This window comes from Streptococcus mitis SK597 (genome assembly GCF_000148545.1).
GTDB classification, from domain to species: domain Bacteria; phylum Bacillota; class Bacilli; order Lactobacillales; family Streptococcaceae; genus Streptococcus; species Streptococcus mitis_C.
In genome coordinates this window covers 1-19,745 of sequence record NZ_AEDV01000027.1, presented here as the reverse complement: position 1 = coordinate 19,745, position 19,745 = coordinate 1, and the positions used below count along the sequence as shown (strand labels likewise).

The window sequence follows — 19,745 nt, the reverse complement described above, 5'->3', positions numbered from 1 at the left end:
CTTTATTTTGGATAATTGGATAGTTCTGGCTTCGCAATAACCTGGAATCCATAAGGCGCTGAAGGTTCTTCCTTCACAGTAACTACCAAGCGTTTCTGACTTCTGTTCTCACCGTCTTTCACGGCTACTACATAGGTTAGCTGATAAGTTGCTTCATCGACCATCAAGCTAGACTCCAAAATCACAGACTGCAGTTGGCCTGCTTGTCTATCTATCGTTAATTGAGGAGCTACGAAATCAGCCATTTTCCCTTTATCAGAGTAAAGGGCTGGCAAAAAGTAACGTGAAAAAGCATCTAGTTCCCCTGTTTTTGACTGAATGGTTTTTAAATCAGAAAGTTCCTTGGATACGGCCGAGAGTTGTTTTTCTTGATGAAATACTAGCATAATTGATGAGCCAGCAAGTGTCAGACTTCCTACTAGACCAAACAACACCAGAACTCTTCCTAAATACACCCAAAAAGAGTGTTTAGAAGAGGTTGGAGGTTTGGGAGTTTCATGTTTCAAGGAAGGAACTTCTACTTTTTCTTCAGGAATCTGTGCTCCACGTTTTGTTTTAGTCTGGCGCTTAAAGAGAGATGTTTTTGCTTCTTTTGCGGAAGCCTCCTTGTTATTCACCGTACCAGGCTTCAGGAAGAGGCTATCTGCGATCCCCTCAAACGGTAAATAGACATCTTCTTGGTACACCACTACATTCTTTTTATCCAGTTCCTCTACCAATAAAACGGCCTCTGCCTCCTGGTGTTTAACCTTAGCATTTTCTCGCTCCAGCGCTTGATACACAAGGTCCCGATTTTTATACGTTGTGGTCGTGTTTTGTGTCAGATTGGTTAAACGGTACATGTTTTTCAGCTCCTTTCAATTTTCCTTCAGCAAGAGCTGTTTCAATATCAGCCCAGGTTAAATTATGTTTGGCCAAGTAGTTTGATCGTTCCTCATGTTTGGCCAGGATGATTTGAGTTTCTAGCTCCTTCAGTTTATCTTCTTCCTTCTTGGCCTTGGTCATATAGTCAGCTAAGCGGTCTTCCGCTTTCTGTTTTTGTTTTTCCAACGTTTCTAATTTTGTCATTGTTCCTTTTTCCCTTCTGTACTTTGTGTTTGGTTAGTGCTTGGTTTATTTAATGATGGAATACTCGCCTTTTCGCTTGCGCTCAGGCTGTCTACAATCAAAATAGGATCAATATGATTGACCAGGTATTTCCCAGCTTGCTTGCTGAAGCGAATCCGTATAGTTCTTGAAGATCCTACGTTTGTTTGGGCGTTTGTATAATCATACTTCTTCTGCAACTGTGTCTGAGTGTATCTCACTTGAGCTAAGACAACATTATTTTCCTGATCGATGTAGATGGTAGAAGACTTCAGCTGCGTGTCCACTACATAGCCCTTATAGGTTTGTACCGATGGTTCTTCCTCAGAATTCACTTCCTGATTGTAGGCAGCTTCTGTCATATAGGGCAAATAGCGATTTCTATTTTCTCCAAGATCTTGCTTATTGAAATAAGCTGTCAAAAATTCCTTCACATATTCTTGAGTTAGTTCGCTCCCCTCTGCTTTGGTTTCTTGTTGCGTGGTTTCAGCTTCCTGTTTAGCTTTCTTTTGCGCTGAGGTTGCTGCACCAATCCAGAATACGAATCCTAGAACTAACACAACTCCTATGAGGATTCCTCCTATTTTAAGGAGTTTCAATTTCTCCATATCTATCATTTTCATAATTTACCTTCTTTCTTTTTTAATTTGGTGTCGCAAATGTATAGTAGTAAGCTGGATAGAGGACACGAAAATGGACCTTATCCTGTACACCTTGGATATTACATTCCGAAACGAGGAATGAACCGTCTGGGTTCACAGCTTCCACAATCGCAACATGACCGTATTCCCCTGGTGCCCCACCAAATCCACCTAGAACTGATACAACGGCACCTTTCGTTGGCGACGTACTATATCGCCATCCTTTTGCGACTAGGCTTGTTACCCAATCCTGACCATTGCCAAGGTAACCATAAGATCCAGATAAGTCCGTAATCGTTCCTAGTTCTACTAAACGGTTATAGGCATACCAAGTACATTGGCCAACTGGATAGCCACTTCCTTGTTGTGTCGTCATGGAAGCTTGTGTAGGAGGGTGTTCCACTTTTGACTGATACTCTGCAGGGAAATTCCAGGAAGAAGCTAACTCTCCACCTCCTCGAACTTGTTGAGTGAGAAAAGCGTGGATCTGCTTAGCATTATTTTGGCGCTCTAGGACCTTGTCTCCAGAATTCCCTTCCCAGTTAACCAAGAAACGCTCTGTAAGCGTCTCTACATCCTCTGTACTAGTTAGAATTGAAGTTAGTCCTGTGATATAGTAAGGAGTATCCCCTTCCAACATAAACTCCAGCTGCAGTTCCAAATCATACCATTTCTTATTCTTAGATTTTGCATAGTTTAATAATAAAGTATGTCTCGTGGAGCCATCCGCTGTATCTGTCCACTGTCCCAATCCTAAACCTCGTCGAAGAATATTTGGGTATCTTCCGTTATAGATCGCTGGTCCTCCTATAGCTAACCAGGATTCATCATCCCAGGAAGAAGAAGAATCAGCCCCTACTGGTGGACTAAGATAATCTCCTTCAGCACGTTTAGGATTGATATTGCTTTCAGTCGCAAAGTTACCAAGCATAGCTGCCAAACCATTATCTGTCAGCTCTGGTACCTTTTGCTTCAAGTAGTCTTTTATCGCTCGTGATTTTTGTCCTAAATCACCATCAAGTGTAGTAATGACTGAGGTTGTCTGATTGTACGTGACAGATTGAAAGTAAAAGCCTGGATTGACTGATGTCCACTTTTCTTTCTTATCCTTTGTCTCTTTTTCCTCCAATTTTTGATACTGAATTACCTGGTAACCATTTGACGTTACCTTACCAACTTCATCTCCAGCTTTGACCTGAACACCGTCAGAAACACGGATATTTCCTACATCTTCATAAGTAAAGATAGCTTTATCTGTTTTGATTGATACAGTCGTATCATCTGTCACACTGACTTTACCCTCAAGAGGAGCTCTTATAGCTTGCCCTGTTGAAGCTTTTAGTTGCGTTTTCTCATAGATTTCACTCTTAGAGGTATAACCAAACCGCTTCAGGATAACTAGAGGAGCTTGATAAGAAGGGTCATCCTCCTGGTAAAAGGGGTTAGCTAATTCTTGATAAGATGGGTATCGACCAACTTCTTTAGTCAACTCCTCTAGCTCTTTATACTCTTCTAGCTCACTATCACTCAACTTAGCCCACTTTAGATCTGATGAGGAACCATATAAGTCAACCATCTTTTTCAAGTTATGAGGGTCATCATTCAAATGATTCCAAAGATCATTCAAGGCATCAGAATAGTGATTAAAACCTAACGTCCCAGCCCATTCACCGCCAGTTCCCTCATTCCAGTTGCTTTCTGGTTTCCACTCACTACCGTAGCGAAAGTTCATGAAAAAGATCATGTCATCGATGTTTGTCCAATAGTCTACCTTATCATTTGACTTCTCTCGATCTCGTTTACTGATTTGGAGCCAGGACTTGTTCAAATCAAATTCATTTTGTTGGACAGGGCCACTTCCTCCAAAAACTGCCATAAATATCCCTAGAACGGCAAAGATAAGAAACATCAAGAAATAAGACTTGACTGCTAAAGGATTGGATAAGATCGAACGCAGGGGCTTTGTCGCAACCTTCAAAACCTTCCCTGTCCCTCTTGACACCTTCCCAAACTTTGAACGTGCAAGTCGTTTTCTGGCCTGTTTCATCTTTTTGCTGAGTTTTCCTTCCCAGGAGAACTCTCTAGGTGTTCGAGTATACCCTCGCCCTCTGATGAAATTATAGCTTTTATTGAGCTGTCCATAGCTGTGATTGATTGAATACTTGGATAATTTTCCTACAGCATTTAACGCTTTTTTAGAGGCGTTTACCTGATACTTAAATTGACGAATGTTTTGCCTCGCCTGAACCCAGTCTCCAAGAATCTCATTATCTCTGACTATCTTCTCAACGTCGTGTCTCGCGTTCATTCGGGCGCTTTGTTTTGCACGTTTCTTCAGTCGGTTAGGGATATAACTGTCATCAGCCTTTTTAGCTCGTTTATAGAGCGTTGTTGCAATTTGTTTTTCCAACTTTGCTCGATCACGTTGTTGCTTAAAGAAAAGACCTCTAGCTGTTGCTTGAGGTCCTTTGTGTAGTTTATAATCTTTGTTCGCTAAGCGATAATTCTTCTTAGCTTCTTTAAATGCAACTCTTGAGTCTAAACGTGCTTCTTTAGGAGTTTTTTTATTATTGAGGTATGATCCTTCTTTGATTCTCCTCTTGCGCTCCTGTTTTAATTGTTTGGGATCACTTTCAAACAAAAGAAATCACCTCTCTTTCTATTTTTTAACTATCTGTCGCAACCAATTGATAGAGTTTAGTATCTTTAGGGATAGGATTTTCAAATGGGACAATCGTATCTCCAGCCACGATCAAACCCGTACCTTTTGCTTTTGGTCGCAAGACAAATCGCTCCAGTGAAGGCGTAAGAGGAATAACCTGCTCCAGAGCTTCTAGGTCTGTCCTCTTCAGCTTCAGGAGGGCTAGAAACTCACAGTTTGCGACTAGCTTTCTACCTTCTTCTGTAGATAAAACAGTCTCTGGATTCTGTGTAATTCCTGTTGGGATGGCCCCATATTTACGAATACGTGAGTATAGTTCTGTAAAGAAGGTTGCCTGAAGTTTATTCTTGAAGTAGAGCTGCAACTCATCAAAGTACAACCATGTAATGGTTTTGCCTTGATTATTGACTACCTGGTTCCAGATGAAGTCCTGAATAACAAGGAGGGCAAATGGCTTCAATTTACCACTCAACTGCTTGAGATTGAAGATAATAAAGCGACTATTCATATTGACGTTGGTAGGATGTGCAAAGATATCATTTGATCCAATAGTATAAGGTTCTGCCTTCAGTGCCAGATCCTTAGCAACAGCTTCAGGTTGACGTTCCAAAACTGCTTGCCAGTCCTTAAAGGTTGGTTTTTCAAATTCCTCATAGGTCTTTCTCGTTACACGGTCAATCATCGCAAATTCATCGTCTGATACCTCAGAGAATATATTTTCAAACAAGGTTGATAAAAGGTTTGATTTTTGGCCAATCGGGTCACTATCTTCTGCCTGCAGTTTATCCTTATCAGGAAGATCCAGCAAGTTAAAGTGATGTTGCGATCCAGGAGCGATTGTGATGATTTCTGCACCTAATTCTCGGCCAATACCAGTGTACTCATCTTCAGGATCGACGATAATAATATTATCTTCAGGGTAACGTAGAGTTGTAGGAATTATCTCTCCACCTTTAGCAAGAACAGACTTTCCTGATCCTGAAGTCCCAAAGATACAACCTGAACCTGTATTCAAGTCTTTTTTACGGTCAACTGTGATAGCGTTCTTAGATAGCTGATTCTGGCCATAATAAATTGCACGTGGACTGTTAGATCGAAGATCTACGTTGGTAAATGGGACTTGTGTGGCCAAGTTACTGGTAGTCATATCTCTCATAAAACGGCGTTTCACATTGATAAATGGAATTCCAATCGGTAGAATCGTATTCAAGGATTCTTCCTGGTACAAATAACACTTATCCAGTTCTACCGTATTCTTACGGACGGATCGTTGAACCTGCTCAGTATAGATATTCAATTCTTCCAGACTGTCAGCCATGAAGAAAATCGTCATCACACCTGAAAACATTTTTTGGTCATTGTCCTGGAGTTCTTCAGTCCATTTCTCTGTTTCACGAGATGTCTCCACAGCTTTCCCACCAACAGCCAGGTCACTTCCATAACCTTCTTTGGCTGCAGCCTTCTGACTCTTGATCATTTCCCTACGTACACTTGACTTAACTGTCTTGATTTTCTTCAGGGCATCTGCAGTATCATATGGCTTCGCATGCAGACTGATAGCCAGTTCAATTCCTGTATCCAGGATATTCTTAATCAGTTTGTCATTCAAGAAGGTAGGATATTGTCTAACATACATCACCCTTGCGAAACAATCATCAATTTTCATATAATCTTTTTCAAACTTCAGATAGTTTGGAGCTATAAAGTCCCTGGTGGATAATCCAGAAATAGCGATGTCTTCATAGTTGAAATCAATAAAACCTTCTCGCCTCAAGAGTTTTCGGGAGATAAGAAGACGATCTAATCCCTCTAACTCCTTAAAGGAGATTCCTAAGCCACTGTATTGACTTTCAATAACGCTGGCTGTATCATCAAGGATTCTTCTAGCTTGATGATCCTGGTCTGTTTGAGTTGTAATCGTTAGATATTTTTCTACTTTGAAGGTATTTTGTTCCTGAGAGAAGCGATCGTTGATCATCGCATTGTATTCTTTACGATAATCGTCATACCCATCTCCAACCAAATCATAGCGGATAGAAGATAAGCTATTGCTTTCTACCCTACGATTCAGGATCAATAGCTGCATATCATTGTCAATATCCAGCGAATTAAAAATATCAGCGCTTGTTTCAATGATATCAATTCGCTCATCATCTGTTGCAGTAATATAGCTTGTATCACCTAAACGGTAGGTCTTTGAAAATTGATCATTTGTAATTTTCATAAGTCCATCAGGTGTCAGCCATTGATAATTAAGGCTGTTCTGTGTAGAGGCCGTCATGGTACGTCTCAGACGTTTGGCCCGTTCCCGTTCCTCCTTAGAGAGTTTCGGGGTTTTCTTTCGGCCGAATAAATTCATTTCTTGTGTATTCCTTTCTGTCATAATCTGTCTGATAAGAGCGTTCCTGCTTGGTTAACATGAAACGAACATTATCTTTAATTTTCTCATCGAAATAACACCCGAAAATAACAAAAGGCGCTAACAACAAAATATCAACGCCATAAAGAATAGTATCAGGTGCCTTCAGCCAATAGAGGATAGTAGTGACAACTACTGTCAATGCGATACCAAATAGTAGCACTAACTGTCTCAGTGTCATATACCCTATAACTGGCCTTTCATAGCTATCTAAAGCCTTTAAAAATTCACTACCTAAACGTGTCATTCTGTTCCTTTCTTCCAGTTATCTTTTCTAAAGAAAATAAATTCACTTCCACACGCTAAAATAATACCACTTACGAGAGCCAGCCAATGTGGCTGTAAAGCCCTACGGCACAAGTAATAGAAAAAGAGAGTCCTAAGTAAAAACAGTAGCCCCCAGACTACTGTTTTTAAAATAACTCTCAAAATATTTCCTAGCACTTGCTGATTCTTCTGTGAGTGCTTTTTAACCATTTCTCCTCCTAGTTCACCTGCATGATATTCTTGGCCATGCGTTGACTGCCAAATAGCATAATGATGTAAATGATTCCTTTTGCGATGGCAACTAAAGCACTTGTCCAGGCTCCAGTCTTATCAACGGTTAAGATATCATTCGTGACAATGGCTGGGTAAAGCATGATAATAACTACTAGAATCAATCCCTGAAGAATAGTAGCAATATAGAGCTTAAAGAAGCCGAAGCAGATTGGACGTAAACTGTCCACCATGTAACAAGCGACAATAATTTTAGCGATTCCCTTATACGTGTAAAGCGTAAAGGAGCGCAACAAGATCAACAACTTAGTCGAAATTTGACCGATAAAGTCAACAACCCAATAAATAAATTGAAGCATTCCCTTTGATATCATATTTAATCCTTCAAATTTTGGTGTTTCAGCCTTATAAGGATTAAGACTAACACTAGATACTGATTTTATAATGACATTAAACAACCAAGATAAGGCATCAAAAATTGCATCCACATAGAGGATAAAAAATAGGGCGATGGCATACTTGAGGATTTCTTCAATCCAAAGCTGAAACGACAGCTCCCCACCATTGCTTTTAAGTTGTTGGTGCCAATTCATGAGGTTAATCCCCATAAAAAGGAGAAGAAGCAAAATGGCTACCTTCTCCATCGATCCCGAAACAGTCTCCATCAGCTGATAAGCTGTCGCATTATAGTCTTTCAGACTCATGGTTAGTTGATCAAGTGTGGATTGGTTCATAAAACCACCTCCTTTTTCTTCCTCATACTAACCAAGAGATTGAAGACCTGTTGCCAAAGCGGTAAAGAGTGCTTTTAGGACTGCACCAAGAAGTGCACCTAGTATCAAACTTTGGATTCCTTTATCCTTCTTGTCATCCAATTCACGTTTGATACCTACTGCTAAGTCCCAGGCACCCCAAGCAGCCCAACCAATACCGATAATCCCACCGATGTTTCCAATTTTGTTAATAAAATCTACAACTGCATCCATTCTTTTTCTCACTTTCTTTTATAAAAAAAGGTACTAAGAAAGATTCCTAGTACCTACTTTGTTTATTTAATACTATTTTTCATCCTCTGGACGAAAGGTTAGAGAGAGGGCTGTAATCACAGCTAAGACAACGATAATGGTCGTTTCCCACCAGTGATAGATTGGAACACCTTCTGGCATTGTCCAATCTTTAAACCAAAGTTCAACACTTGCTGGAGCAGTTCCTTCTTTTGTTAGAAATGCCCAATAACACAGCACAAGAAACGCAACTACTACCTTAAACACAAACCAACCAATTGCTGTCGCAATCAAGCTCTTAATCAAATTAAAGATAAAGAGGAGAAACATGAGTGGAGTCGCAACCATCAAAACAGCAGCTCTCACAATCACACTCGGTAGGTTCTTTACTCCTGACCAGATGGCTTTTCCTAGCCAACGGAGGCCTTTTTTCCACTTCTTCTCTTCTTCAGGCTTAGTGACTTCTGATTTTGTTTGAGTTGGGGTATAGTATCTGTATCCACTTCTAGTCACATGTGCATCCATTTTCGTGTCCTTTCTCATCTCTCTTCCCCCTCTTTTTTATGGCTTCATTATACCATAGATGAGGGGGAATTTCTAGATGTTCTATTTTTTATGCTTACGAAGCCCAGCTCCTGCAAGACTCAACAATCCCAAAATCATTCCTACAACTGGAAGCATGCTACTTGCTGTTCCTGTATTTGGTAGTGAAGGATTCTTAGGTTCTTGTGGTTTTGGCGACTCAGGAGTTTTTGGCTCTGGTTTTGGTTCCGGTTTGGGTTCTTCCTTTTTCGGTTCTTCTGGTTTTGGAGGTTCTGGCGTACGAGTAATAACCTTGGCAGTCATTTCTTGTTTATTAGCAATATTGACAAAAGTATTCTCAACTGCTCCAGCCGCAATTCGCTCAACTTCGATGTAGAAGTCTGCATCAAATGTTCCTTTAATTCCTAGAGAGTTTAAGAAATCTTGATTGATAACGTAAGACCACTGACCACCTTTGTCATCCCACTTAACTGTCACAAGTTTCTTGATGAACTCTGAATTTGTACCTTGATTGAACTCAAAGGTAAAGGCATAAGAGCTATCTTTGGCAATCTTATCCCCTGCCTTAACCACTTTACCATCCTTCAATGTCACATCATAAGGTAACACAAGCTCTTTTTCAGCAGTATATTCTGTACCCTTGATGATACCTTTCCAATTACCAGTATAGCGGTCATGCTTCGTATCGAGCTTATCCAAACCGTCATATTGAGACAGCGTATGGTGTCTTTCTGGAATCATTGAACCATCAAGAAGGTACTGAATCAACTCACCCATTTGAACTTCTTTACCGTCAAGGACTTTCTTGCCAGTTTTATCAAGTGCATGTTTCTTAGGCTCGCTTGGTTTAGGTACAACCGTAAAGAAGTTATAGTGATAATGAATTTCAGGTTTAGGAATAATTGAATGGACAACACCCTTAGCTGAGGAACCAAATAAGTTAAACTGTAAACCTCCAGAAGCTTTAATAAAGCTAGAAGCATTACCATAGTTAATATCCCCATCCTTAAACGTTCCATCTAAAACACTTTTTCTTGCATAAAAAGTATAGTCAAAACTGTCTCCGTAACCACTAACCAAGTAGGTTCCCTCAGGGGCTTGAGCTTTATCTCCATCTATCCCATCTTTAAAAGGAGCATAAACTTTATGACCTTCATAGATTTTTAAACCTCGCTCATAAGAACCTTCCAAACCACTATTCGTTACTTTATCCTCATCTGGAGAATATAACTGGTCTTTTAAAGTGACATCACTAAACACAAACTCTGAACCTTGATTCCAATCGACATCCGAAATCATTGTAGAAAGTGCTACTTTTGCCTTTTTCCCATTCTTTAAAAATTCTACATGAAATTTAAGACTCTGCAAATTATTATAATAGAACATTAGACTATCATCTTTAGCTGCCTTACCAACAGTTAGAGTAGGTAGTTCTCCAAGTTCTCTCATTCTCACATTGTCATTATCTGTATTTAAATAAGGATTATGTGTATACTTGTCAGCAATTTTTGGCTCTTCAGCAACCGTAAAACGTAGATCTAGTTTACTACCATCTTCAAATTCTCCAACATTAGCTAGCTTAAATGTCAACCCTTTATGAACATCATAAAACTTTGTAGATAAAGTCTTATCGCCCGTACCTTCTTTCCATGGATCCTTATAAGCTCTATTGACAAATTTATCTGCTACTCCAGCTATATCTTCCACTTTTGTATCTGTTTTCCAACGAATACTTCCAGTCAAAGTTTCCGCATGTGTCTTTCCCTTATCATTTAATAATAGGAAGTCATAATATTTAATTCCACCCTGATCTTTAGATCTCAGCTCAAAAATCTTGTCCTTAAACTTCCAAGCATCTGAACCTAGTAAATTTTCTAAATCTGACGAAAGCCACTCATTACCAGGATCACCAGCTAACCTTTGTCTAATTTTAGCTTCCTTTTCATCACGGCTTCTCCATTGTTCTTTCAAAGCCTCTAATCTTTTGTTAAATTCTTCTTCTGTTAGAGTACTGAATTTCTTTATAGTCTCCAAAGGAATACCATGAAAACCTGTACTAGTTGCATAAGTTCGATCAAAACCACCATATAAAGATAAACCATCTTTAGAATCTACCAAAGGCTTATTTCCAACAATACTTTCAACATTAGTATTTTCCGATTTAGATTGATTCTTATATTCCTCTACTTTTTTTTCAATCTGTTCTTTTTGATTGGCATAGTCTTGTTTTATATCAGCCAACTTTGCATTTGCGTCTGTTTCCGTTTCTGCAATACCTTTATCGACTGGATTTTCTTTTACAACTACAAAACCTGCATCCCTAGCCTTATCAACAGCAGAATCTAGTTCTGTATGGGGAACTTCAACTGTTGAAGCTTCCTGCTTTTGACCACTTTTTCCTTGATTATCTGTAGAAATACGACTTGGATTCGTCTGTGCATAGGGAGCATTCGTAGCCTTATTTTCAGTTATTTCGTCTGCAAGAGCTGGACTTAGAAAACTTAAGCTAACTAGACCAAGGATAACTCCACACGCACCACCAACCTTCATTTTACGGGCTAAACCAAGGATAACTCCACACGCACCACCAACCTTCATTTTACGGATTGAACCGTAAGCCTTAAATTCTTGTGTCTTTGACATCTATTTTTCTCCTTTTCTATAAATAAAAATTTCAATTTTACAATCCCAATTCTATGAAGGTGAACGAGTTCGTTTATAAACCACTAAAATCATACCTATTCCCCTGAATATTCAAGTCTATAGCTTTGAATATAATTCGTTTAAATTTTCCTTATTTTAAAATAATTTTTTCTTGTAAAAGTAACCTACTGCTGTCATTAACATGCCACCAATAGTAGTTAGAATGCTTTTTGCTGTTCCAGTGTTTGGAAGTGTTTTAAGTTTCCCTTCTTTATCAGTAACAGAGATAGTCTTATCTTCGTTGACAGTACCACCGATCTCTTCAGGAGCAACCACTGAACCATCTGAAAGAACTACGTTTCCGCCTTGGGTGCCAACAATTGACGCACCTGTATTTGTTTCAACAGGTTCTTTTGTTACATCATGCACCACTTGACCTGTTGAAGTTGAAGTAGTTCCAATTTGAGACTTCCCTTGTTCGTTTGCCTCTACTGTTGTTTTTGGCAATTCAGCTTTTGGCAATTCAGGTTGGACTTCTGGGGTGCCTTTGTCACTTACTACCGCTTCTGGTAAAGCTGGTTGAATTGCAGGTTCACCTTTGTCTGTAGTTGATGATGTATCTGGAGTTGTTGGATCAACTGGAGTAACTGAAGGCTCTGTTGGCTGAACTGCTGGAGCCTCTGTTTCTGTTGAAGCGCTAGGTGCTGTTGGCGTAACTACTTCTGTTGTTGGAGCTGAAGAATCAATTGGTGCAAGTTCATCTGCTGATACATAACCAGCTTGTGCAAGTGCGATAGTTGAAAGTGCTAGTGTGGCTAATACTTGTTTCTTATTCATTTTGATTTTTCCTTTTCTTTATTTATTTTTCGGGTTATAGCCTTTTCCAGTTAAACGAAGTTCCATTCCTGATGGTGTCTTAACTTTTCGAGCTATAACTTGAGCATCTCTCTTAATAGTGCGAATTTGATCATAAACCTTTTTATAAGGCAAATGAAATTCAACATCCCTTAAAAGACCATCTACATATCCTCTAGCCTGTTTGACTGCATAGTCTGGCTTCAGAATAAGGTTTGTGCCGTCCTCTAAGCGAGCTGTCGCACCTCCTTGTTTTCCTAAGTTTTTTAAGTCCTTTAGGCGGACAGTTGTTTCATCTATCATAGATTTCTCCTTGAAGTTGAAAGGCGAAATAACGCCGTGCTGTGTAAAAACGTATTTTTACATCGGTATTTCATACGCTGGGTTTATAGTCTAGGAACCCTTACTCCTTCAGCTTATGACCGTTATCATGCTTTTTCGTTCAGTGGCTGGACTAGATATCATTTTCTAGTTTGCTGCTCGCCCCCGTTTCTTTTTTATCCATAGCCACGCTGTATCAGGGCAAGCCTTGTATTCAATTTTCAAAGGTCAAAAGTAGTTTTATGACTTGCTTAGGTCAAGGTTGAATACTATATAATAGCTTTATTTTGTATAGCTTCTTCAGTTAGTAAACCTCTTTGAATATATCCATCAATCAACTTATTATATTCTGCCAATATCTCCTCTATAATAGGTGTGATTTTTGATAAATCAGGTGAAACATTATCAGACTTCTCTAAAAATTTAATTGATAGATTTGTTAGCTCAATAAATCGTGAAAATGTTTCTTCGTCTCCAAAAACACGTTCAGTACAAGCGTATAAAAAGTTAATATAAAAATTTTTTGGGAAGTAACCTTCAAACATACTTAATCCTATTGCCGATTCAAAGGGAGAATAAACTGTCCCAAATAGTATATTAAAAAAATTAACTGCTTGAGGGTTTCTATATTCAAACTCATACAGTTTAAAAACTTCAGGGCTACACATTTTTTTAGCAACCAGCAATAATTTGTCGTCAACATGCTTCATTCTAGCTCCTTTACCTGACTGTCTAGCGTTTCATCAAAATATTCTACAATCATTTCAATCTCTTGAACTGGTTGGTAAGGTGCTGCTTTCATAGCTTGCCCTCTGTTAATTCTCTCTTGATGATTAAACAATCCCATAAAATCAACTCTCTTTCTTTTAACATGTTTCGGTGTTCTTAGACAACTCAGCTAAATAGTGATTCAGTTTAATCTCTGATAGTTTGTCTGGATAATAATGGGCAACCACACTAGGACACTCATCCGGGAATTTTCTAGCATACTCACTTTGTCCTGATACCTTCAGGAAACCATGTTCTTTTTCAATGAGCAAAGCCATCTTCCAAAAATGAATCATCATTTTGTAGAAGTACGCTGGGATATTCTGGATTATTTTCCCTTCAATCTCTCCTGTTTTGATTTTGAAAATCAATTTATCAAGCTCACGTTCAAGATCCTGCAGCCACACCTCTCCATAAATTTCTTGATTAGATAAGAGGTTCTTGTAATCTGTCTCAACTTTACGTTTTGATTGATAAATCTTATTTTCAAGAATTTTTGCATCTTTTCCAAACAAACTGAGTTTCTGAACTAGTTAAGGAGAAAGAAAACCATGTTGCCCCATTTTAAATGCTTCAGAAATTGATAAATCAGATAAAGGAGATTCGTTCTCGTATCGATTAGTATCGTATGAGGACTCTGTCTGACTCCTCTCTGTATTTATTCCGTCCGTTTTATGGACGTTTTGAAGTCCATTTTGTGGACGTCCGTTTTGTGGACTTCCGCTATTACCGAGGGGTTTTGGTGTTTTTTCTATATCACACTCTTTTTCGTAGAGAACTTTACCAAAAGCATCTATCCTCTTTAACAACTCACCATCGATTGAATAGTGCTCCGCTATTTCTAAATTAGCATCTACTAGCTGAAGATAAAGTCTATTTGGTTTATTAAGCCCCTGTCTAACTTCTCGTAAGAGGCCATGTTCTTGCAGTTCTTTCTTGATCTTAGTAACCTTCATCTTTCCCTTATCCAGTAATAACATCAAATCAGAAACTGTAAAAATTAGAAAGACTGCCCCATTCTCATCAACGTAATCTCTATTTCCCTTGTGAAATGAACTAATACTTAATTTACAACGATTATAGAGAGCGCCATATGCTAACTTGGCATCAGATGAAAGACCAGTATAGGAACTAGTCAATTTGACATAGCCGTTCTCGTTATGTTGAATACGAGTGAAAAAGATTTCTGGAATTTGATAAAAAGTTTGTGTTGCTAGTTGATCAATCGTGATATCCGCCATTAAAATCCTCCTACAACTTGTAACCTCAAGCCACCAGCTTCAGGAAAATAGACAAGATGAGCTTGTTCTAACTCTTCAAAAGCCGCAATAGCTCGGCTTCTAGTCCATCCCATCGTATTCATCAAATCGAAAATCATTACGTCTCTAGTCACATTTGAGAAGTTTGTTTGGTGTTGTTTCATATGTGATCCTTTCTTTACTTGATTAGTCCAAAATAGTTGAACAGTGATAATAAAACTACAAAAGCATTTAGGGTGAAAACAACTAGAAAAAATATAAAGGGTTTAGGTTTATTTCTGTGATAAGAGCTGATAAACATGCCATATGAAGCAATAGCAAAAATTAGATTAAATATATTCAGAATACTCATCAAGTTTTTCCTTTCTTAATTTTTATTATAGATCTGCACTCCTTATCTGTTCGAGAACATCTCTTTCCTTTTTATCAAGTTCTATATATTCTTGTAGGAGTTTTGACTTTTTTTCACTGATAAAAGAAAGTTCTTTAACTAACTCTATCAATATTGTTGCGTTTGGTTTATTGACCGTAGAGTTCTCTTCATAACCGAGTAGATATGGGATAGATACTCCGAAATATTCTGATAAAATCTGAGCATTTTCTAGACTAAGATTTGTTTTTCCATTTTCGTATTTTCCGTATTGAGACTGGTTAGTATTCAAAACTTTTGCTAAATCAGCTTGAGTCAATCCTTTTTCTTTTCTTAGTTTTTTAAGCCTATTAGACATAATAACTCCTCAAATATATCCCATCAATTCTGGATTAAATTCCAGAGTCAACCACAAGGCTTCTTCCTGAGTCAATTGCCTAGTTTGTCCCCATGTTCCATCTCTCGCTCTTCTAGAGTACGGATAAGTGCCAAACTTAATTCTAGGCTTTAATTCATGAATAACATCATCTTTAATAACTTCCCAAAGTAGACTAGAGGGCTTATAATAATACCCTTTCCCAAGCCAAACTCTATTGAGGTCATCGTATGAAGATACCTTTTCTTCAGAATTTACTTCAGGGATACTATCAATTACACCTTCATTCTTATCAAGATCGATTACATCGAAAATTTCTAACGAATCAATATCCATAATAATTTCAATATTATCTGACATTTTTTCCCCTTCTTTAATTTTGGCAACGAAAAGAGAGAACGAATTTCCTCGTTCTCTACATTTATTTATATTCTATCTACATTTCTCAAAACTCTAGACACTTACCATGGCAACTAAAGAGCTATAGGAAAAAAGGTAAACCTAGCGACGCGGTGAACGCTGACTTGTTTGATTTCGATTGCTTTCTTCCTCCAGTTTTTTCTTCTCTTCTTCCAATTTTTTCTGCTGTTCTTCCAGTCTTTTCTTCTCTTCCTCTTTCTGTTTCTTCTCAGCTTCTTCGGCCTCTTTTTTGGCTTTTTCTTCTGCTTCCATAATTAATTTATCCGCTACAGTGTAGCTGTAGATTCCAGCTTCCATATCGACCACACTTGGTTCTGACAATTGAGGCTTAATCTTACTGTAATAAGGCAATTTCTTACTCATTTCAGAAAGAGGAACCAAGACTTCGTCCGAATCATTCATAGTCAATCGAATTAAATCGGAAGTCACCTTGCTTGGGGCTAATTCCACCTTTTGGATATCCGCCTTGAGTTCTGGGCTAATTTGAGCAAGTTCTGAGACAAAAGCCTTGATTTGTTCACTATCATTAAAGAGAACTGATAAATAAGTTTCTGGTAGACTGACCAAACTCACAGCACTGGTCTCAAGCTGACCACTGGAAAGAATAGGATAATGGTTTTCACCAGAAATATAGTAGGCTACAATATCATATTCCTTAACCTTGATAGTAAACTTGGTTGGAAATTGATAGACAAGCTGAGCTGATTCCACCCAATAATTAGACTTGATCCGCTCTTCATATTTTGCCTTGTCTAGCAGAAGGTTAATCGTATAATCCGAATCCTGAATGCCTGAAGCCTGTCGGATATCATCAGCCGTAGTTTGCACCGTTCCCTCAACACGGATATCCTTCGTGGTCGCATAAGGACTGAGTAAGTAAGCAGAGACAATCAATAAAAGCAGACTTGGAAATAAAATCGTTAAGGCTCGTAAGATATGGAGGCCAGGAATCTTTGCTTTGGCTGGTTTTTCCTTTTTAGCAAGATTTTTATCCTGTTCCTCGTCCTCTTTAGATCCTGATTCTTCTATCTCTTCTTCCTCTTTGTCACCCTCTGAGGATTCTACTTTTTCCTCAGACTCTTCCTTAGCTGATTCTGAGTCTTCATGGTCTGTTTCACTCTCCTGGTCCTGCTTGTCCTCTGATTTCTCAGATTCTTCTCCCATTCGAGCTTGTCTTTCCTTTTCCTTCTCCTCAGCTAGGGCCGCCTCTTCCTCAGCCTTCTTTTTTAGATATTCTTGGTTTCGTTTCTGCCATTCTGATAACTCTTTCAATTCTTCGAGGATTTCTTTGCCCTCATTTTTCTTATCTTTTGACATTTACTTTCCTTATGATAAATCTTTTTTCAACAATTGATAAAAATCTGCTAGAGATTTCAATTCCTTAGAAGCCTTCATCTTGGCTTGGTAGTCTTCCTTGTGACTTAGTAAGTGAGAAAGCTTCTCTTCTAAACTGTCCAAGGTCAAATCGCTTTCTTGAAGCTCTTCTGCATAGCCTTTTTTTACAAAGTAGGCTGCATTTTCAATCTGGTCACCACGACTAGCTTCACGACCAAGCGGCACAATAACATGCAATTTTGCCATGGCCAAGAGCTCAAAAATCGTATTGGCGCCACCTCGTGTCACAACAATATCAGCCAATTCCATCAAGGGTTGATAGAGATTGGTCACATAGTCAACACGAAAAAGATTTTGGCTCAACTCGTTCAGACTAGAATCTCCAGTTATATTGATAATATTGTAGCGCTCTGTTAGTTCTTTCTTATGGTCTGTCACCAATTGGTTAAAGACACGAGCGCCTGCAGAACCACCGACAAACAATACAGTTGGCAATTTAGGATTAAAGTGGGTTTGAATATCCACCAATTCATCCGGTTCTGGATTTTTTTGATCTGAAACCTTGGTCACTGCTCCCACATGCTCGACCTTAGACAAACTTGAAGCTTGCTCAAAGGTTGAATACATCTTCGTCGCAAATTTATAGGCGATTTTATTGGCCAAGCCCATAGACAGGTCAGATTCGTGAATAAAGACAGGCACTCCTGACACACGCGCTGCGATAACAGGCGGCACAGAGACAAAGCCCCCCTTTGAAAAAAGTGCTTGTGGACGAAGTCGCAACATAATAAAGAGAGATTGGACAATTCCCCAGCCAACTTTAAAGACGTCCAGCATATTTTGCCAAGAGAAATAACGACGCAATTTGCCAGTCGCAATAGAATGGAAGGTGATATCTAGACCTGACTTGAGGATTTCTTGGTGTTCGATCCCACGCTTGTCCCCGATATAATGGACTTCCCAACCATCTTCGATAAACTTGGGCATTAACAAAAGATTGAGGGTAACGTGTCCAACCGTCCCCCCACCTGTAAAGACAATTTTTTTCATATTATTCCTTTAACTCCGCTACTGTGTCGATAAAGAGGTCGCCACGTACTTCAAAGTTAGCATACATATCCCAGCTGGCATTGGCAGGACTGAGAAGAACTACATCTCCTTGAGTCGCAAGCTCGTAGGCCTTGCGGGTCGCATCAGCAATATCAGTCGCATCCACATAAGACACACCAGCCTTATCTGCTGCCCGTTTGACACGTTCTGCAGACTGACCCAGGATGACCATCTTCTTGAGTCCAGTAATGTCTGGCACCAATTCGTCAAACTCATTGCCGCGGTCCAAACCACCTGCAATCAAAATGACCTTGCTGTTGTCAAATCCTGACAAGGCTTTTTGAGTAGCCAAGATATTGGTTGACTTGCTATCATTATAGAATTTGACACCCTTGATTTCATCCACAAATTGGAGACGGTGTTTGACACCTCCAAAGGCTGAAAGAGTTTCTTTGATGGTTTGGTTATCAACACCACGAAGCTTGGCTACAGCAATCGTCGCAAGAGCATTTTCCACATTGTGGCTACCTGGAACTCCGATTTCATTCGCTGCCATGACCACTTCCCCACGGAAGTAGAGCTGACCATCTTCCAAATAAGCTCCATCAACCTTTTCCAGTGTTGAAAATGGTACAACAGTAGCTTGTGTTTTGCTAGCCAATTCTTTTGCCAAGTCTTGGTTAAAGTTCAAGACAAGGAAATCAGCTGCTGTCATCTTGTTCTGGATATTCCACTTGGCTGCTACATATTCCTCAAAAGAACCATGGTAGTCAATATGAGTTGGCATGAGGTTGGTAATAACTGCAATCTCAGGATGGAATTCTTGAACACCCATGAGTTGGAAAGAAGAAAGTTCCATAACAAGCGTGTCCTTGTCTGACGCAGTTTGGGCCACTTGACTAGCTGGATAGCCGATATTCCCTGATAAAAGACCATGTTGCCCAGCAGCAGTCAAAACTTCCCCAATCATAGTCGTTGTGGTTGTTTTACCGTTCGAACCAGTAATACCAACAATCGGTGCTTCTGAAATCAAGTAAGCCAATTCCACCTCAGTCAAGACTGGAATTCCCTTTGTCAACGCCTTTTCAATCATGGGATTGCTGTAAGGGATACCTGGATTTTTTACCATAAGGGCAAACTCTTCATCCAAGAGTTCCAAAGGATGGCCACCTGTAATGACCTTAATCCCTTCTTCCAGCAAACTTTGCGCAGCTGGATTGTCCTCGAATGGTTTCCCATCATTTACCGTCACAATGGCACCTAGCTTGTCCAACAAACGAGCTGCAGATTCACCAGACTTGGCCAAACCTAAAACAAGGACTTTCTTATTTTTAAATTGATCTATTACTTTCATGTCTCGAACTCCATTTCTACTCCTACTATTTTACCATTTTTATGGAAATAAAAAAGCCACAAAGTGTGTTTGTGACTCTTTCTTCTAACTGATACTCTTCGAAAATCTCTTCAAACCACGTCAGCTTCGCCTTGCCGTATA

General features: G+C 39.2%; 20 protein-coding genes and 3 pseudogenes. All 23 read right to left on the bottom strand.

Going from position 1 to position 19,745, the window contains the following annotated elements:
- Positions 1-2 precede the first annotated feature (2 nt).
- The 23 genes and pseudogenes from SMSK597_RS06020 to murD all read right to left on the bottom strand — a co-directional run bounded on the left by SMSK597_RS06020 (position 3) and on the right by murD (position 19,604).
- Entirely contained in the window at positions 3-842 is an 840-nt protein-coding gene (locus SMSK597_RS06020; protein WP_000286090.1) for a hypothetical protein, read from the bottom strand.
- On the bottom strand, positions 796-1,068 hold the full coding sequence (locus SMSK597_RS06015) for a hypothetical protein (RefSeq protein ID WP_000163601.1): 273 nt from the start codon (positions 1,066-1,068) through the stop codon (positions 796-798). Before SMSK597_RS06015 ends, SMSK597_RS06020 begins: the two co-directional genes overlap by 47 nt.
- Positions 1,065-1,709, bottom strand: coding sequence for a hypothetical protein (locus tag SMSK597_RS06010; RefSeq protein ID WP_000781850.1), 645 nt, complete (start codon positions 1,707-1,709; stop codon positions 1,065-1,067). The genes SMSK597_RS06015 and SMSK597_RS06010 overlap by 4 nt, the downstream gene beginning before the upstream one ends.
- A gap of 19 nt (positions 1,710-1,728) precedes the next feature.
- Complete coding sequence (locus SMSK597_RS06005; protein ID WP_000463017.1) at positions 1,729-4,368, bottom strand: phage tail tip lysozyme; 2,640 nt, start codon at positions 4,366-4,368, stop codon at positions 1,729-1,731.
- 25 nt (positions 4,369-4,393) lie between these two features.
- The gene (locus SMSK597_RS06000; RefSeq protein ID WP_004237666.1) at positions 4,394-6,748 is read right to left on the bottom strand and encodes a VirB4-like conjugal transfer ATPase, CD1110 family; all 2,355 of its coding nucleotides are present in this window, start codon (positions 6,746-6,748) and stop codon (positions 4,394-4,396) included.
- Complete coding sequence (locus tag SMSK597_RS0102245; RefSeq protein ID WP_000197456.1) at positions 6,708-7,055, bottom strand: PrgI family protein; 348 nt, start codon at positions 7,053-7,055, stop codon at positions 6,708-6,710. Before SMSK597_RS0102245 ends, SMSK597_RS06000 begins: the two co-directional genes overlap by 41 nt.
- Positions 7,052-7,285, bottom strand: a complete 234-nt coding sequence (locus SMSK597_RS0102240; protein ID WP_000239260.1) for a hypothetical protein — start codon at positions 7,283-7,285, stop codon at positions 7,052-7,054. Before SMSK597_RS0102240 ends, SMSK597_RS0102245 begins: the two co-directional genes overlap by 4 nt.
- An 8-nt stretch (positions 7,286-7,293) precedes the next feature.
- Positions 7,294-8,040: a hypothetical protein gene (locus SMSK597_RS05995; protein ID WP_001076660.1), complete on the bottom strand. Its 747-nt coding sequence runs from the start codon at positions 8,038-8,040 to the stop codon at positions 7,294-7,296.
- A gap of 27 nt (positions 8,041-8,067) precedes the next feature.
- A complete protein-coding gene (locus SMSK597_RS05990) occupies positions 8,068-8,292 on the bottom strand; it encodes a hypothetical protein (RefSeq protein ID WP_000340303.1) in 225 nt (74 codons plus the stop codon).
- 72 nt (positions 8,293-8,364) lie between these two features.
- Positions 8,365-8,853 (bottom strand): hypothetical protein, encoded by a 489-nt coding sequence (locus SMSK597_RS05985; RefSeq protein ID WP_001224303.1) that lies wholly within the window; start codon positions 8,851-8,853, stop codon positions 8,365-8,367.
- Between the two features lie 63 nt (positions 8,854-8,916).
- Positions 8,917-9,705, bottom strand: a pseudogene (locus SMSK597_RS13775) (LPXTG cell wall anchor domain-containing protein); the annotation flags it as partial.
- 1,317 nt (positions 9,706-11,022) lie between these two features.
- A pseudogene (locus SMSK597_RS13770) lies at positions 11,023-11,403 on the bottom strand (hypothetical protein); the annotation flags it as partial.
- 249 nt (positions 11,404-11,652) lie between these two features.
- Complete coding sequence (locus SMSK597_RS05975) at positions 11,653-12,333, bottom strand: LPXTG cell wall anchor domain-containing protein (RefSeq protein ID WP_001036087.1); 681 nt, start codon at positions 12,331-12,333, stop codon at positions 11,653-11,655.
- A gap of 18 nt (positions 12,334-12,351) precedes the next feature.
- Positions 12,352-12,654 carry a hypothetical protein gene (locus SMSK597_RS05970; RefSeq protein ID WP_000564687.1) on the bottom strand — a complete coding sequence of 101 codons (303 nt, stop codon included), beginning with the start codon at positions 12,652-12,654 and terminating at the stop codon, positions 12,352-12,354.
- Between the two features lie 287 nt (positions 12,655-12,941).
- Positions 12,942-13,382, bottom strand: coding sequence for a hypothetical protein (locus SMSK597_RS05965; protein ID WP_000683379.1), 441 nt, complete (start codon positions 13,380-13,382; stop codon positions 12,942-12,944).
- On the bottom strand, positions 13,379-13,519 hold the full coding sequence (locus SMSK597_RS13270; protein WP_004237660.1) for a hypothetical protein: 141 nt from the start codon (positions 13,517-13,519) through the stop codon (positions 13,379-13,381). The genes SMSK597_RS05965 and SMSK597_RS13270 overlap by 4 nt, the downstream gene beginning before the upstream one ends.
- Positions 13,520-13,538: 19 nt before the next feature.
- Positions 13,539-14,681, bottom strand: a pseudogene (locus SMSK597_RS05955) (replication initiator protein A).
- Positions 14,681-14,863, bottom strand: coding sequence for a hypothetical protein (locus SMSK597_RS05950; RefSeq protein ID WP_000809277.1), 183 nt, complete (start codon positions 14,861-14,863; stop codon positions 14,681-14,683). The pseudogene SMSK597_RS05955 and the gene SMSK597_RS05950 overlap by 1 nt, the downstream one beginning before the upstream one ends.
- A gap of 213 nt (positions 14,864-15,076) precedes the next feature.
- Positions 15,077-15,427 carry a helix-turn-helix transcriptional regulator gene (locus tag SMSK597_RS05945; RefSeq protein ID WP_000071216.1) on the bottom strand — a complete coding sequence of 117 codons (351 nt, stop codon included), beginning with the start codon at positions 15,425-15,427 and terminating at the stop codon, positions 15,077-15,079.
- 9 nt (positions 15,428-15,436) lie between these two features.
- Positions 15,437-15,805 carry a hypothetical protein gene (locus SMSK597_RS05940; protein WP_001282467.1) on the bottom strand — a complete coding sequence of 123 codons (369 nt, stop codon included), beginning with the start codon at positions 15,803-15,805 and terminating at the stop codon, positions 15,437-15,439.
- Between the two features lie 141 nt (positions 15,806-15,946).
- Positions 15,947-17,182, bottom strand: coding sequence for a cell division protein FtsQ/DivIB (locus SMSK597_RS05935; RefSeq protein WP_000031179.1), 1,236 nt, complete (start codon positions 17,180-17,182; stop codon positions 15,947-15,949).
- Positions 17,183-17,191: 9 nt separating this feature from the next.
- The gene (locus SMSK597_RS05930; protein WP_000724809.1) at positions 17,192-18,250 is read right to left on the bottom strand and encodes a UDP-N-acetylglucosamine--N-acetylmuramyl-(pentapeptide) pyrophosphoryl-undecaprenol N-acetylglucosamine transferase; all 1,059 of its coding nucleotides are present in this window, start codon (positions 18,248-18,250) and stop codon (positions 17,192-17,194) included.
- A gap of 1 nt (position 18,251) precedes the next feature.
- Positions 18,252-19,604: a UDP-N-acetylmuramoyl-L-alanine--D-glutamate ligase gene (gene murD, locus SMSK597_RS05925; RefSeq protein WP_000863057.1), complete on the bottom strand. Its 1,353-nt coding sequence runs from the start codon at positions 19,602-19,604 to the stop codon at positions 18,252-18,254.
- Positions 19,605-19,745 lie beyond the last annotated feature (141 nt).